Source organism: Pantoea dispersa (assembly GCF_014155765.1).
Taxonomy (GTDB): Bacteria; Pseudomonadota; Gammaproteobacteria; order Enterobacterales; family Enterobacteriaceae; genus Pantoea; species Pantoea dispersa.
Genome location: NZ_SCKT01000002.1, coordinates 292,069 through 305,763, shown reverse-complemented (window position 1 = coordinate 305,763; position 13,695 = coordinate 292,069). Strand labels below are relative to the sequence as shown.

Here is a 13,695-nt window from a genome sequence, read left to right as displayed (position 1 = left end):
TTTCACCTGATCTGCAGGCCGTCAAGCGCCGCCAGCAGCGCGTCGACCTTCGGCAGCAGCTGTTTGCGCCGCGGCCAAATCACCGACAGCGGCAGACCGTCCGGCTGCTGCTGCGGCACAATCACTTCCAGCGCGCCGCTCGCCAGCGCGTCACGCACCAGCCATGAAGGCATCTGCGCCACCCCAAGGCCAGCGCATAGCGCCTGCATTTGTGCATCCACGTCGCCCAGCGCCATGCGAGACGGCACCTGACGCCAGTGCGGATGTCCATCCTCCGTGGTGAACAGCCACGGCTTGGTGCTGCCGTCAACGCGCTCGTACAGAATCGCCCGATGCTGCAGCAACTCGCTCTCGCTGGTCGGTCTGCCTGCGCGCGCCAGGTAGTCCGGCGCGGCGCAAAACACCATACGCTCGCGGCCCATCGGCCGGCAGCCGAGCGAGGCGGGCAGATCCGGCGAACCGCCGATGCGCACCGCGACATCAATGCCCTCATCAAACAGATCAATAAAGCGATCCGAGAAGGTCAGGCTGAGTTCCACATCCGGATGCTGCTGACAGAACGGAATCAGCAGCGGCATGACGCCGAGGCGGCCATAGGTATTCGGCACCGCCAGCCGCAACCGCCCGGAAGGAATGGTGCGCTGCGCCGCCAATACCGCTTCGGCTTCCGCCAGCTCCTCCATAATGCGCAGGCAGGTCTGATAATAGGCGCTGCCGGCGTCGGTGAGCGTCAGGCTGCGGGTGGTGCGCTCCAGCAGGCGAGAGCCGAGCCGCGCTTCCAGCCGCGTCACGCTTTTGCTGATGGCGGAACCGGTCAGGTGCAGGCGCTCAGCGGCAGCGGCAAAACTGCCGCATTCGACACTGGCGACAAAAGGAACGATGTCTTTCAGACGCTGATCGTGCATGTATTAATGAATCCAGTTCAGGAATGATGTGAATTAATGCCACGGCTAAGAATTTAATTCTCTATTACGCTAAGGATAACTGCAACAGAGGAGATTCGACATGCAAAAACAGGCGTTAATCGTGGGGATCAGCGGGGTTATCGGTCGTGCGCTGGCGGAAAGGCTGCAAAGCGAGGGCTGGCAGGTAACCGGTTTGTCGCGCGGACGCGGTGCCATTCCGGAAGGCTGCCGCAGTCTGACGGCCGATCTGACCGATGCAGAAGCGGTGCGCAATGCGCTGGCGCAGGAAAAACCGGATGCGCTGTTCTTTAGCGTCTGGTCACGCCAGGCGAATGAAAAAGAGAACATTCGCGTTAACGGCGGCATGGTGCATAACGTCATTGCTGCGCTCGGTGAGCGGCTGAACGGCGCGCATGTGGCACTGGTGACCGGGCTGAAGCACTATCTTGGTCCGTTCGAAGCGTATGGCAAAGGTGCGGTGCCGGTGACGCCGTTCCGCGAAGAACAGGGACGTCAGCCAGTCGATAACTTTTACTATGCGCAGGAAGATGAAGTGTTTGCAGGCGCAGAGCAATATGGCTACAGCTGGAGCGTGCACCGTCCGCACACCATCATCGGTTATGCATTGGGTAACGCCATGAACATGGGGCAGACGCTGGCCGTTTACGCCACGCTGTGCCGTGAAAAAGGCTGGCCGTTCATCTTTCCCGGCTCGCCGGAGCAGTGGAACGGTCTGGCCGATGTCACCGAAGCCGGTTTACTGGCGGAACAGCTGCTGTGGGCGACCCGTGCTGAGGGGGCTGCCAATCAGGATTTCAACGCGGTGAACGGCGATGTGTTCCGCTGGAACTGGCTGTGGCCGCGTCTGGCAGACTATTTCGGTATTGAAGCTGCAGACTATCCGGCTCAGATGATGCCGCTGGAAGGACGCATGCAGGAAGCCGCAGCGGCCTGGCGTGAGATCGCTGTGCGCTATCAGCTGCGTGAAGCGGACATCGATAAACTGGCGTCGTGGTGGCACACCGATGCGGATTTGGGCCGGCCGATGGAGGCATTTACCGATATGAGCAAGAGCCGTAAAGCCGGCTTTACCGGCTATCGCGCCACGCTGGATTCCTTCACCCAGCTGTTCGACCGACTGCGTGCGGAGCGCATCATTCCCTGATAGCGTTACTGGCCGGCGTCGTCAGGCGATCTGCACCCAGCGCCGGCCAAGCAATACGGTCAGCACGATGATGCTCACGATGGCCGCCAGGTGCTGCAGCAAATCCAGCGCATGCAGGTGCACCGGATGACAGAACGCCAGCAGGCTTACCGCCATGCAGGCGACGCCCAAGCCCGCCATGGCCAGACTGCGGGCCGGATAGAGCGCCCGCGTCCGGCGCAGACTGATGATGGTCAGCAGCAGCATCGGCAGACTCACCACCAGCAGGAAAACAAAGCACGGCAGCGTGTCGTGCTGCTGCAGCGGCGTGGCCGTCTGCAGCAGACTGCTGGCGCTCAATCCCAGCCACAGCAGGCCCGGCGGCAACAGCAGCTTTGCGCTGATGCCGCGCCGCCCTGCAATGCTGAGTTCAAAGGCGCTGCGCATCGCCAGCAGCCCGAGGATAAACGCAAGCATCAGTTGCAGCGCGGCCTGCATCGCGCCGGCCTGCGACCAGCCGGTCAGAGTGCGCGGCACCAGCAAACTGGCCGCGATGCCGGCCGGTAGCGCCAGCGCCAGCCAGCCCAGCACGCGTTTTCCGGTCGCCGGCGGGCGTTTCACCGGGCGCAGATCGCGCCCCAGTTTTTCAATCAGCAAATGATGGTCAGTCATGTTTTGCTCCAAAGCGGCGCAGATTGATGAGCGCGCGGTGCAACAGCGATTTCACCGCCGATACGCTCAGATTATGGTGTGCCGCCGCCTCGTTCAGGCTCATTTCATGCAAATGAACATGTTCAACGATTTCACGCTGACGCAGCGGCAGCTGGCTGAGATAGCCCGCCAGCTCCTGCCGGGTGTCCAGTTGCTGCTGTTCTGCCGTGCTGGCGGGATCGGCGGCCTGAGCGTCGTCAAGCGCGCAGTGCTGCTGGCGGCCGCGGCGGCGCAGGGCATCAATCGCGCGCGCCGAGACTATCGCCGTCAGCCAGGGCAGAAAAGGGTAAGCGGGATCGTAGGTATGGCGCACGCGATGCAGCGTGAGCAGCACATCCTGAATCACATCTTCCGTTAAGGCTTCATCGCTCAGCCTGCGCCGCACCTGCGCGCGTATCACCGGCACCAGCGCCCGCAGCAGCCGGGTATAAGCACACTGATCCCCGGCCTGCGCGCGTTCCATCAGTCCGGGCCAGTTTTCACGTGCGCTATCGCCTGTGTGCATACGCTGCCTTGTTGCCGTTACGTCTTCTTCGCTGCCGCCTGGTTTAACGCATCCACTACGATGCCGGGTGTCAGCACCTGCGGCAGTACTTTCGGTGGTCCGCCATCAGCCGGATACACCAGGTACATTGGTAAACCGCCCTGACCAAACTCACTCATCACGTCATCAACGTCCGGGTTAAATTTAGTCGAGTCTGCCACCATGTACAGCGTACCGGTTTTCGCCAGTGCGGTTTTCACCGCCTGGGTCGACAGCGAGGTCTTCTCGTTCACCTGACAGGTGATGCACCATGATGCGGTAAAATCGACAAAAATCGCTTTGCCATGCCCGCGCTGAGCGGCCACCGCCTGCGGCGTCCACGTCTGTTTGCTGACCTGCGCCTGTATATCGCCTTGCAGCGCCGCGCCTGGCATGATCAGCCCCGGCAGCGGCGCGATCACCGCAATCAGCAATATCGCCGTGACGCTGAACAGCGCTTTGTGCCCTTTTCCGGCAAAGCGGCGCTGCTGCGCCATGCCATACAGCCAGCCGGCAAACGCCAGTACCACCGAGGCGGCCAGCACAACGGCCAGCGCGCTGCTGCCCGCCTGCTGGGCCAGAATCCACACCAGCCAGGCCCAGGCACCGAGCATGGGAAAGGCCAGCCCGCGCTTAAGGATATCCATCCAGACGCCAGGACGCGGTAAAAATCGTGCCAGCGGCGGGAACAGCGACAGCAGGGTAAACGGCGCGGCGAAGCCGAGCGCCAGCGCAAAGAAAATGACCAGCGCAACCGCAGGGGGCTGCACCAGCGCGTAGCCGATGGCGCTGGCCATAAAGGGCGCGGCACAGGGTGTGGCTACGATGATCGCCAGTGCTCCGGTCAGCGCGGAACGCAAAAAAGCGCCGCGCTGGATGTCGATGGCCCCGACGCGCTGCACCGTTAGTCCCACCTCAAAGACGCCAAGCAGGTTAAGCGCGGCAGCCAGGATCACCAGCGACAGCAGGGCGATCACCAGCGGTGACTGTAGCTGAAAGCCCCAGCCGACCGCGGCGCCACCCGCGCGTGCGGCCAGCAGAATGCCAGCCAGCGCCATCATGGTCACCAGCACGCCGAGCAGGAATCCGAGGCCTTCCCGGCGCGCGCTGGCAGCCTGGCTTTGATGGCGCAGCAGGCCAAGCGCTTTCAGCGAAATCACCGGAAAGACGCACGGCATGAGGTTGAGGATGATGCCGCCCAAAAAGGCGGCCAGCATCGCGGTTAACATGGCTGGCCTCTCACTTACTGCGCTTGCTGCGGATGCGCAGCGTCATACTCTTTCACCGCCGCCAGCGCTTTTTCGATATGGGTATCCGGGTTTCTGTCGGTATAGCTCAGCAGAATATTGCCGTTGGGGGCAATCACATAAGAGGTGCGGTCAGACAGCGTTTTGCCTTTTATCTGCATCAGCGTTTTATATTCGGCGGCCACTTTGGCACCCGGATCGGCAGCTACGGCGAATTTGTCACGACACTCCAGCTTAGAAAAATCGCTGATCTGCTCGGTGTTACCGGCGGTGACGCCAATCACCGTGGCGCCCATTTTTTTGAAATCATCCGTGGCTTCGGCGAAGTCGTGCGCCTCAATGGTACAACCCGCGCTGAAGGCCGCCGGGAAGAAGTAGAGCACCACCGGCCCTTTTTGCAGCGCCTGCTGCAGCGAGAAAGTGAGCGGCTTACCGGCCAGCGCGCCCTGAAGTTCAAAGTCAGGTGCTTTGGCCCCGACGGGCAGCGCCGCGCCAGCAGCGAAGGCGGCGAGGCTCAGCGTGGTGCCGAGGGTGAGGGTAGCTATGAGATGCCTGATAGTTGTCATGATCTGCTCCTGCGGTGAAAGAGGTCCGGTTAGGGTGATGCTTTCAGACAGTTCGCCGCAGTGAGTAAAAAGTTGCGCAGGTGGCAAAAAAAAGTGAGGACAGATCCCTTTTTACCGTTGGGTTTATTTATTCCTGGCGTTAAATCCTTACAATAATCGCCTGATGTTTTTACAGGTTTTAGATATGTCTTCAACACCGTGCGATAAACAAAACAGTGAAACCCAGCAGCTGCTGGCCTCCCTTGAACAGCAAATAGCCGAGCCTGCGCCCCGCGTGCAGCCAGTGCCGGAAGATTTCTGGCAGCAACTGGAGACGCTGACCCACGGCGACGACGCCTGACTCAGTTTCGCGGCTGTATACCGTGGCACACCATGCTGAGGGTGTGCTGCAGAATCATTTCGGTATCAAAGCCCGGCTCGTGGGCAAAGCGGGTAAAGGGCACCAGCACCATGCTGAGAATTGAGGTCATCAGCACATCGACATTCAGCTGGTTATTCAGTAATCCCTGCTGCTGCCACTGAATCAGCAACGCGCGAATCCGTTCGCGTCCGGCATGACCGTGACGCTGTTTCAGCGTGCCGCCCAGCCCCTGACCACTGGCGACTTCCTGCAGCCACAGCGGTGCGAACCAGTCATGACTCAGCACGATATCCGCGAACTCTTTAATAAACCCGCTGATCGCTGCGACAGGGTCACTACTCTCTTCGACAAAATGCGCTTCCAGCCGTTGCCGTAACGGCACAAAGCGTTCCGCGACCACGGTATCCAGCAGTGACTCGCGCGACTGAAAATAGTAATTCAGCATGGCCGGGCTGACGCCGGCTTTACGGGCTATGGCGTTGAGCGAGGTTTCCGCGATGCCGTTTTGGGCATACAGCGCGAGCGTGATGTCCAGCAGATGCTCGCGCTGCTGGGCATTGATTGCGCCGCCGCGTGGACGGCCCGGCCGGCGGGGTTTATCAGAAGGCGCTGTCTCGCTCTCCATCACTTTTTGTGCGGTCATCTTTACGTACTCACGGGTTTCGTGTCAGACTTCGGTTAATATTAATTGTGCATTTAATTAATTTCAAACGGTGTCGTTATGAAACCTCAATCTATCACATCGCAGCGCGACAGCGGGGCAACCAGCCCGCCTTCCATTCGCCTGCTGATGGGCGCGCTGATGCTGGTGATGCTGCTGTCCGCGCTTGATCAGACCATCGTCTCAACCGCGCTGCCGACTATCGTCGGCGAACTGGGCGGGCTGGATCGCCTGTCGTGGATCGTCACCGCTTACATGCTGGCCTCAACCCTGGTTGTGCCGCTGTACGGCAAATTTGGCGATCTGTTTGGCCGTCGAACGGTGCTGCAAATCTCGGTGGTGCTGTTTTTGCTGGGCTCGGCGCTGTGCGGGCTGGCGCAAAACATGCCGCAGCTGATTTTTACCCGCGCGCTGCAGGGACTGGGCGGCGGCGGATTGATGGTGGTGAGCATGGCGGCGGTCGCGGATGTCATTCCGCCCGCCGATCGCGGCCGGTACCAGGGCCTGTTTGGCGGCGTGTTTGGTCTGGCGACGGTGATTGGGCCGCTGCTGGGCGGTTTTATCGTGCAGCACATGTCCTGGCGCTGGATTTTCTACATTAACCTGCCGCTCGGCCTGCTGGCGCTGCTGATCATTAATGCAGTGTTTAAAGCGGATAGCCGACGCAAACCCCATGAAATCGATTATCCGGGGGCGGTGTTTCTCAGCCTGGCGCTGGTGGGCGTAACGCTGTTTACCAGTGAAGGTGGCACGCTGCGCGAATGGTCAGATCCGCAGCTATGGTGCATTCTGGCCATGGGGCTGGTTGGCGTGTTGGGGTTTATTTATGAGGAGCGTCGCGCGTGGGAACCCATCATTCCACTCGATCTGTTCCGCAATCGCAGTTTTTCCCTCGCCAGTCTGATGGCGTTTATTATCGGCATGGCGCTGTTTGGCAGCGTGACGTTTTTGCCGCTTTATCTGCAGGTGGTAAAAAACGCCACGCCCACCGAGGCCGGGCTACAGCTGTTACCGCTGATGGGCGGGCTGCTGGTCACCTCGATCATTAGTGGTCGCATGATTAGCCGCAGCGGGAAATACCGTTTGTTCCCCATCGCCGGGACGCTACTGGCCACAACCGGGATGGCGCTGATGACCACGCTGACGCTGGATGCGCCGCTCTGGCACATTTATCTGTTCTCCAGCGTGCTCGGCATGGGAATGGGCATGACTATGCAGGTGCTGGTGCTGGCGGTGCAAAATGCGGTGACGCCCGACCGCATCGGCGTAGCGACCTCATCGGTTACGCTGTTTCGCTCGGTGGGCGGTTCGATCGGCGTTGCGCTGTTTGGCGCTGTGTTCAGTCACGTGCTGAAATCCGGAGCGATCCGACTGATAGAGCAGGGTAACATGCTGCCGCCCTCGCTGGATCCGGTCGCCGTGAACCATTTGCCTGCAGCGCTGCGTCAGGCTTATTTGCTGGTGTTCAGTGATGCGGTGCATGCCGCATTTCAGATGGCCGCCGGCGTTATGCTGCTGGCGTTTATACTGTCGCTGCTGCTGCCGGAGTCGCCGCTGCGCGATAACGTGCGCAAATAAGCTTTCCGGTTATTTCGCAGCAGGTCCGTCGGTCAGGCTGCGGAATAAAATTTAAACGCAATTTGCCGGATAAATATGCGCTGTCGGCGCAAAGCAGCAAAAGATATAGATTTTTATCCTAAATACATAGCGTTACCTTTCTGTAAACTTAGGTAAAAATAGTGAAGACAGCGAGAATTCGGGCGGAGACGCTTTATTTCTGCAACTTCTTTACGGTATAAATCTGCTATCCCTGTTATCCACTGTGAAACGTCACCTTATGATTGCTACTGCGGCCCGCAACCTGATTGCCTGCCTGATGTTATTAACCCTGGCTGGCTGCTCGTCTCACTCCTCGCCAGCACCGGAGCAGGAAAGTGTTGATACCTCGCAGGACGGTGGTAAACAGCCCGATTTAATTCCGGTAATAGCCGCTTTGCACGATCAAATGCATTCGTGGGAAGGCACCAAATATCAGTGGGGCGGAACGCAATTATCCGGCGTTGACTGTTCCGGATTTGTCTGGCGCACCTTAAAAGATCGTTTCAATATTCCCATGGATCGCGTCACAACGCGTGAACTGATTGCCATGGGTAAGCCGGTCGATCAGGCGCATTTACAGCCTGGCGACTTAGTGTTCTTCCGCATTAAGCATGAGCTGCACGTCGGCTTTTACGACACCGATCGCCAGTTCCTGCATGCCTCAGTCAGCCAGGGTGTGATGCGCTCGTCACTGAATAATCCGTACTGGAAATCGGTATATTTAGAAGCCAGACGACTTCCGCGCGAGCAAAATTCGCAGATCAGTTTCAATTATAAAAATAAAGTCTGAAGTCAGACATCCTTCCACAAAGCCGCGGCGCGACGTTTTCGCGCCCGTGCTCAGACCCATCCCGCCGTCAACCATTCGTCTCCTGTTTCAGTGGCAATTCGCATCCAACATGATGGCTGCTTTAACGCTCTGTGCCGCTTTATGGGCATTGAAATACATTCAACCTGTTGATTATAAATAAATAATTTAAATATCACGCGTTAACAATTAGTGCGATCATAGTATTCGCACTAATTATCAATTTTGTAATAGTAAACATGGTTATTATTATCCCCATCGAAGGCGCAGCGCCTTCTCATCAAACGCTAAGGAATATGACCATGAAAGCTATCAAAACACTGACCATTGCCGCCACCGCCGCGCTTTCCCTGATGTCTGCTGCCAGCTTCGCGCAAACCGTTTCAGCCACCTCCACCACACTGGATGGTGCCGAAGCGAAAATTGCCGCTCAGGCTCAGCAGCAGGGTGCGCAATATAAAATTCTGGAAGCCAGCACCAACAACCTGGTGCACATGACCGCTGAACTCTACAAATAACGGATGGTTGCACAGGGATGTGCCAGAACGGGTCGCCTGACGGGCGGCCTTTTTTGTCGTGCAGTCAGGCTCGCAGCGTATCAATCATTCTGGCGATATTGCTGAATTTGCAGCGCAGACTGTCTGGCAGGAGAACGCAATATGCTGAACAACGTGGATATCAACCGGCAGGCGCTGGCTTTTGCCGATGCATTGCGCACGCAACGCCACGCTCACGTTCCGGTGATTCGTTTTGCCCACTGGCCGCAATTTATCGCGACGGTGCGTGCTGAGCTGGCGCAACCGGGCGATCAGAAATAATTAGCACGATCACGATAACCGCACTAATTATCAATTGCAGTATAGTAACCTGAGTTATTATTAGTTCCATCGAAGGCACACAGCCTTCAGCCACAACCATTAAGGAATAAGACCATGAAAACCATTAAAGCTATGTCAATCGCCGCTGTTGCCGCTCTTTCACTGATGTCAGCTGCCAGCTTTGCCCAGAGCGTAACCGTGACTTCCTCTACGCTGGACGGTGCAGAAGCTAAAATCGCCGCGCAGGCGCAACAGCAGGGCGCTCAGTATAAAATTACTGAAGCCAACACCAACAACCGCGTGCACATGACGGCTGAACTGTATAACTAAGTTCAGACTGGTTCACTGTGTTAAGGCCGCCTTCGGGCGGCTTTGCTTTTTCCGGAAGGCTGAAAACGAACAAAAGCAGCAGGCTGGCGTTCGAAATTTGACCAAGCCTGCTCAGCGGGCGCAACAGGCGGAGTCCAGGCGTTTATCCACAGGATAAGCCAGCTTCTTTGCACGCCAGTTGTGGATAACTGCTTTAATATCAAACCGTCAGGCGATAAACGCTGAGTGGATGTCCCGAGATATCCGTCGGTTATTTTGTCAGAAATAAATCCGGTTGCGGCTAAATAAACGCGAAGCGGGTGAGTTTATTTCACCATTTCAAAACACATTACGTTTGCGTAATCTACACCGTTATTTTTTCGCGTCGTCGTCAAAATGGCGAGAGGGAATCAGATTTTTCTCTTTATTAACCGGCGTTCTTTTCGACCGGCCTTTGTCCAGCAGGCAGTCGCGGCAACAGGCTATTTGCGGATGGTGGATACGCGCTACCGTCAGCGCCTGATGCACGGTATACAAAGAGCCGATAAAGCGCTTCTCTTCCTCAAATTCCAGTACGTAACAGCCTTTTTTATGCAATACCCAGCCGGCGTCCGGATCGTGACATAAATAAAAATAGTGCGGTTCTAACATAACTTACTCTCGGGCGAGTGATAGCCATCGAATAGATAATCGGTGATGTGTCTAAATTAGAGACGCATTCAGTCTACGCCGATGATGACCTGCGGGGCTAATTGATTTAATGACTTTCGGATTAGACCTGAAATGACCGGACCAGCATGAATAATGTGCCGGTCCGGTTGCTGATTTTATTCGCTGGCGAGCGCGGCGACCGGATCCATTCGTGCGGCTTTGCGCGCGGGCAGATAACCAAATATCATGCCGATAATGGTTGAGCAGGCAAACGCTGCGCCAGCCGATTGCCATGAGTAGATGGCGGTCAGCACGCCGCCAGCCAGCAGTGAAATGACCGGACCTATCACCAGAGACAGCGCCACGCCGAGCGATCCGCCCACCAGGCACACCAGCACCGCTTCAATCATAAACTGCTGCATAATGTCGCCGCGTCGCGCACCTACCGCCATGCGCACACCAATCTCGTGGGTGCGTTCGGTCACCGACACCAGCATGATGTTCATTACGCCAATACTGCCGATCATGAGCGCAATCGAAGCCACCAGTAAAATCAGCAGTGTCAGCGTGGCCGCCGCACCTTCTATCGCTTTGCGATACTTGTCCCGGTTGAACATCAGGAAATCTTTGGTGCCGTGGCGCGCCGTCAGCAGCTGGGTGAGCGATTCCACCGCCGCACCGCTCACCACATCATCTTTGAGTTTGATGCTGATGCTGGTGAGCGCGGTCTGACCGCTGATGCGATACATCACCGTGCTCCACGGCAGCCAGACGCTGAGGCGATTAGGCGACAGACCATCTTCATTGTTGGCCACGCCAATAACCCGCACCGGCACCGATCCCAGCACAATCATTTTGCCAATCGGGCTCGGGCCCTGTTCGCCAAACAACTTATTGCGCGTGTTGATATCAATGATGATTTCCTGGCGCGCGTGCCGCTCATCGCTGAAGTTGCTGCCTTCCACCAGCTTAATGCCCTGAATGCGAAAATAGTCGACGCCCACGCCGGAAACTGAAGTTTTGGAGGCGTTGGCCAGGTAGCGAATGGGCTGCGTGGCGATGATTTCTGGACTGACGGCGGCGACAAACTGCTGGCGCGCAATCACATCGGCATCGGCCATCACCAGGGTTTGTACCGGATGCGCATCGTCCTCGACATAATCGCCCCCGGCATAGATAGAAACCACATTGGTACCCAGTCCGGAAATGCTCTCCAGCGTTTTTTCCCGCGCGCCCTGGCCCAGCGCCACCACGGTGACAACGGCGGCAATGCCAAAGATAATGCCGGTCATAGTCAGTGCGGTGCGCAGGCGGTGGGCGTTCATGGCATTCAGCGCCATGCGCAATGATTCGCGCAGCCGGTCAAGCAGACCGCGGAATCTGCTTTGCCGCTTGCGTGGTGCTGGCGTAAAGCGCGTTTTTGCGGCCGTGGCAGCGCTGCCGCTGTCGGCAAAAATCTCGCCGTCCTGAATTTCAATGATGCGTTCCGCGTGCTGCGCCACTTTCATATCGTGGGTAACGATAATCACTGTGTGACCTTCGCGGTTCAGTTCGCTGAGGATGCGCAGCACTTCTTCACCGGAGTGCGAATCGAGCGCGCCGGTGGGCTCATCGGCGAGGATAATTTCGGCACCGTTGATCAGTGCACGCGCAATACTGACACGCTGCTGCTGGCCGCCTGACAGCTCGCCCGGCTTATGCTGTTCGCGCCCCTGTAATCCGAGCCGTGCCAGCAGCTGTGCGGCGCGCTGACGGCGTGCGGTGCCGGATAAATTGGCGTAAATCGCCGGTATTTCAACGTTGCTCAGCGCGCTGAGATCCGGCATCAGGTGATAGCGCTGAAAGATGAAGCCGATGTGCTCGCGCCGCACTTGCGCCAGCGCATCGGGCGAGAGCGTGGCGGTATTTTTGCCGCCAATCAGGTAATCACCGCTGTCCGGCGCATCAAGGCAGCCAAGAATGTTCAGCAACGTGGATTTGCCTGAGCCCGAGGGGCCGATGATCGCCACCATTTCGCCGCTGGCAATTTGCAGATTAATGTTTTTCAGCACCTGCAGGGATTGCGAACCATTGACGTAGCTGCGCTGAATGTTGTGCAGTTCGATGATATTCACATCACCACCTTGTCCGCGCCCGGCTGCTGCGTGGCAAGGATCACTTTTTCCCCTAAGCGCAGACCGCTTAGCACCTGGATGTCAACGCTGTCGCTGATGCCGGTGGTGATGTAGCGCTTCTCAGGCTGATTATTTTGATCCGCGATTTCGACGTAAGTACGACCATCGCTGGCCTTTTTCGTGGCCTGCACCGGCACCAGCAGCGCGTTTTTCGCCTGGTCACGCAGCAGATTAACCTGCGCCGTCATGGAGATGCGCAGCGCATTATCCGGGTTCGGCACATCAAGCAGGGCGTTGTAATACACCGCCGCGTTCGTGCTGCTCACGGTATTGCTTTCGCTGTTGCCCATCAGCGCATCATCTTTCATCACCGACTCAGGGGCCAGTTCGATGCTGCGCAGCGTGGCGTTATAACGTTTATCCGGATTGGCGAAAGTGGTAAACCACGCCTGCTGGCCGGGCTGAATATTGGTAATGTCCGCCTCGGAGATTTGCACTTTGATGGTCATGGTGCCGAGCTGCGCCAGTTTGGCGATGGTCGGGGCGCTCTGTACGGCGTTTACGGTCTGGCCCTGCTTCGTGACGATCGCCACCACCGTGCCGTCAATCGGTGCCATGATGCGCGTGTAGCCGAGATCAAGTTGCTTTTTATCCACTTCGATCTGCGCCTGAATCACCCGCGCCTGCTGCGCCGTCAGCTCTGCTTGGGCGATGCGCCACGCTTCGGCGGCGGTATCAAAATCCTGGCGGGAAACGGCGTTGGTTTTGACCATCTGCTGCAGGCGCTGAAACTGCGCCTGCTGGCGTACCAGCGTAGCCTGACGGGTCTGTAAATCCGCCTGCGCCACGCTCAGTGCCGCCTGCGCATTACGCAAATCGCTGCGCTGCGGCTGATCATCGATCTCCGCGATCAGCTGGCCCTTACGCACGTTGTCGCCGGCTTTGATATACAGCTTTTTCACCTGACCGGAGACCTGCGCACCGACGTTAACGCGCTCAATCGCGTCCATTTTGCCGGTGGCGGCAATCACGTTTTCGATGTCGCCCTGACGCACCGCGGCAGTCATCAGCGGATTGGGTTTACTGCGTGACGCCGAATATGCCCAGAGAACCAGAATCATCACCAGCGCGGTCAGCGCGGCAAACAGCCATTTTTTCGTCATTGTGTGCATCATCGTCCCTTAAATTTAGCGAGAATAATAATCACTAAGCGGGACAAACTGGAGAAAAATTCTGCGGAATTTTGTCAGCCGCAGGGGAGTGCGCCATCCCTGGCGC

16 protein-coding genes are annotated in these 13,695 nt (G+C 57.7%); 7 read left to right on the top strand and 9 right to left on the bottom strand.

All coding sequences use genetic code 11. The annotated features are described in order from the left end of the window. Positions 1 to 2 precede the first annotated feature (2 nt). Positions 3 to 905, bottom strand: coding sequence for a LysR family transcriptional regulator (locus tag H7K56_RS08115; RefSeq protein WP_150360061.1), 903 nt, complete (start codon positions 903 to 905; stop codon positions 3 to 5). A 100-nt stretch (positions 906 to 1,005) separates the two neighbouring features. On the opposite strand from H7K56_RS08115, the gene H7K56_RS08110 reads away from it, so the two are divergent. After that, complete coding sequence (locus tag H7K56_RS08110; RefSeq protein WP_141495884.1) at positions 1,006 to 2,070, top strand: SDR family oxidoreductase; 1,065 nt, start codon at positions 1,006 to 1,008, stop codon at positions 2,068 to 2,070. Positions 2,071 to 2,091: 21 nt separating this feature from the next. Here H7K56_RS08110 and H7K56_RS08105 read toward each other — a convergent pair whose 3' ends face one another. From H7K56_RS08105 to H7K56_RS08090, 4 genes are read right to left on the bottom strand one after another with little or no spacing between them, the layout of a single operon-like run. After that, a complete protein-coding gene (locus tag H7K56_RS08105; protein ID WP_150360060.1) occupies positions 2,092 to 2,721 on the bottom strand; it encodes an NrsF family protein in 630 nt (209 codons plus the stop codon). After that, complete coding sequence (locus H7K56_RS08100) at positions 2,714 to 3,265, bottom strand: sigma-70 family RNA polymerase sigma factor (RefSeq protein WP_150360059.1); 552 nt, start codon at positions 3,263 to 3,265, stop codon at positions 2,714 to 2,716. Before H7K56_RS08100 ends, H7K56_RS08105 begins: the two co-directional genes overlap by 8 nt. A gap of 17 nt (positions 3,266 to 3,282) precedes the next feature. Further along, on the bottom strand, positions 3,283 to 4,512 hold the full coding sequence (locus H7K56_RS08095; protein ID WP_150360058.1) for a protein-disulfide reductase DsbD family protein: 1,230 nt from the start codon (positions 4,510 to 4,512) through the stop codon (positions 3,283 to 3,285). A gap of 14 nt (positions 4,513 to 4,526) precedes the next feature. Further along, complete coding sequence (locus H7K56_RS08090) at positions 4,527 to 5,096, bottom strand: peroxiredoxin (RefSeq protein ID WP_058776049.1); 570 nt, start codon at positions 5,094 to 5,096, stop codon at positions 4,527 to 4,529. Between the two features lie 184 nt (positions 5,097 to 5,280). On the opposite strand from H7K56_RS08090, the gene H7K56_RS08085 reads away from it, so the two are divergent. After that, positions 5,281 to 5,436 carry a hypothetical protein gene (locus tag H7K56_RS08085; protein ID WP_170264729.1) on the top strand — a complete coding sequence of 52 codons (156 nt, stop codon included), beginning with the start codon at positions 5,281 to 5,283 and terminating at the stop codon, positions 5,434 to 5,436. Position 5,437: 1 nt separating this feature from the next. On the opposite strand, the gene H7K56_RS08080 is transcribed toward H7K56_RS08085, so the two are convergent. Then, the gene (locus tag H7K56_RS08080; RefSeq protein WP_058770292.1) at positions 5,438 to 6,100 is read right to left on the bottom strand and encodes a TetR/AcrR family transcriptional regulator; all 663 of its coding nucleotides are present in this window, start codon (positions 6,098 to 6,100) and stop codon (positions 5,438 to 5,440) included. A gap of 78 nt (positions 6,101 to 6,178) precedes the next feature. Here H7K56_RS08080 and H7K56_RS08075 point away from each other — a divergent pair, with 78 nt between their 5' ends. The 5 genes from H7K56_RS08075 to H7K56_RS08055 all read left to right on the top strand — a co-directional run bounded on the left by H7K56_RS08075 (position 6,179) and on the right by H7K56_RS08055 (position 9,673). Continuing rightward, positions 6,179 to 7,696, top strand: coding sequence for an MDR family MFS transporter (locus H7K56_RS08075; RefSeq protein WP_150360057.1), 1,518 nt, complete (start codon positions 6,179 to 6,181; stop codon positions 7,694 to 7,696). A 259-nt stretch (positions 7,697 to 7,955) separates the two neighbouring features. Continuing rightward, positions 7,956 to 8,507 (top strand): C40 family peptidase, encoded by a 552-nt coding sequence (locus H7K56_RS08070; RefSeq protein ID WP_021508972.1) that lies wholly within the window; start codon positions 7,956 to 7,958, stop codon positions 8,505 to 8,507. A 320-nt stretch (positions 8,508 to 8,827) separates the two neighbouring features. Beyond that, on the top strand, positions 8,828 to 9,043 hold the full coding sequence (locus H7K56_RS08065; RefSeq protein ID WP_021508973.1) for a YdgH/BhsA/McbA-like domain containing protein: 216 nt from the start codon (positions 8,828 to 8,830) through the stop codon (positions 9,041 to 9,043). Positions 9,044 to 9,184: 141 nt separating this feature from the next. Continuing rightward, a complete protein-coding gene (locus H7K56_RS08060) occupies positions 9,185 to 9,343 on the top strand; it encodes a hypothetical protein (RefSeq protein ID WP_165899342.1) in 159 nt (52 codons plus the stop codon). A 114-nt stretch (positions 9,344 to 9,457) separates the two neighbouring features. Next, positions 9,458 to 9,673, top strand: coding sequence for a YdgH/BhsA/McbA-like domain containing protein (locus H7K56_RS08055; RefSeq protein ID WP_021508975.1), 216 nt, complete (start codon positions 9,458 to 9,460; stop codon positions 9,671 to 9,673). 351 nt (positions 9,674 to 10,024) lie between these two features. On the opposite strand, the gene H7K56_RS08050 is transcribed toward H7K56_RS08055, so the two are convergent. The 3 genes from H7K56_RS08050 to H7K56_RS08040 form a co-directional block, all read right to left on the bottom strand. Further along, on the bottom strand, positions 10,025 to 10,303 hold the full coding sequence (locus H7K56_RS08050) for a hypothetical protein (protein ID WP_058770289.1): 279 nt from the start codon (positions 10,301 to 10,303) through the stop codon (positions 10,025 to 10,027). Between the two features lie 176 nt (positions 10,304 to 10,479). Next, a complete protein-coding gene (locus tag H7K56_RS08045) occupies positions 10,480 to 12,417 on the bottom strand; it encodes a MacB family efflux pump subunit (protein WP_132463173.1) in 1,938 nt (645 codons plus the stop codon). After that, positions 12,414 to 13,589: an efflux RND transporter periplasmic adaptor subunit gene (locus H7K56_RS08040; protein ID WP_141496116.1), complete on the bottom strand. Its 1,176-nt coding sequence runs from the start codon at positions 13,587 to 13,589 to the stop codon at positions 12,414 to 12,416. Before H7K56_RS08040 ends, H7K56_RS08045 begins: the two co-directional genes overlap by 4 nt. Positions 13,590 to 13,695: the final 106 nt, after the last annotated feature.

Excerpts from the sequence above, each read along its gene's own strand:
- H7K56_RS08100 (WP_150360059.1), bottom strand. The coding sequence starts at position 3,265 with ATGCACACAGGCGATAGCGCACGTGAAAACTGGCCCGGACTGATGGAA.
- H7K56_RS08075 (WP_150360057.1), top strand. The coding sequence starts at position 6,179 with ATGAAACCTCAATCTATCACATCGCAGCGCGACAGCGGGGCAACCAGC.
- H7K56_RS08080 (WP_058770292.1), bottom strand. The coding sequence starts at position 6,100 with ATGACCGCACAAAAAGTGATGGAGAGCGAGACAGCGCCTTCTGATAAA.
- H7K56_RS08095 (WP_150360058.1), bottom strand. The coding sequence starts at position 4,512 with ATGTTAACCGCGATGCTGGCCGCCTTTTTGGGCGGCATCATCCTCAAC.
- H7K56_RS08065 (WP_021508973.1), top strand. The coding sequence starts at position 8,828 with ATGAAAGCTATCAAAACACTGACCATTGCCGCCACCGCCGCGCTTTCC.
- H7K56_RS08115 (WP_150360061.1), bottom strand. The coding sequence starts at position 905 with ATGCACGATCAGCGTCTGAAAGACATCGTTCCTTTTGTCGCCAGTGTC.
- H7K56_RS08040 (WP_141496116.1), bottom strand. The coding sequence starts at position 13,589 with ATGCACACAATGACGAAAAAATGGCTGTTTGCCGCGCTGACCGCGCTG.
- H7K56_RS08055 (WP_021508975.1), top strand. The coding sequence starts at position 9,458 with ATGAAAACCATTAAAGCTATGTCAATCGCCGCTGTTGCCGCTCTTTCA.
- H7K56_RS08110 (WP_141495884.1), top strand. The coding sequence starts at position 1,006 with ATGCAAAAACAGGCGTTAATCGTGGGGATCAGCGGGGTTATCGGTCGT.
- H7K56_RS08070 (WP_021508972.1), top strand. The coding sequence starts at position 7,956 with ATGATTGCTACTGCGGCCCGCAACCTGATTGCCTGCCTGATGTTATTA.
- H7K56_RS08090 (WP_058776049.1), bottom strand. The coding sequence starts at position 5,096 with ATGACAACTATCAGGCATCTCATAGCTACCCTCACCCTCGGCACCACG.
- H7K56_RS08050 (WP_058770289.1), bottom strand. The coding sequence starts at position 10,303 with ATGTTAGAACCGCACTATTTTTATTTATGTCACGATCCGGACGCCGGC.
- H7K56_RS08085 (WP_170264729.1), top strand. The coding sequence starts at position 5,281 with ATGTCTTCAACACCGTGCGATAAACAAAACAGTGAAACCCAGCAGCTG.
- H7K56_RS08060 (WP_165899342.1), top strand. The coding sequence starts at position 9,185 with ATGCTGAACAACGTGGATATCAACCGGCAGGCGCTGGCTTTTGCCGAT.
- H7K56_RS08105 (WP_150360060.1), bottom strand. The coding sequence starts at position 2,721 with ATGACTGACCATCATTTGCTGATTGAAAAACTGGGGCGCGATCTGCGC.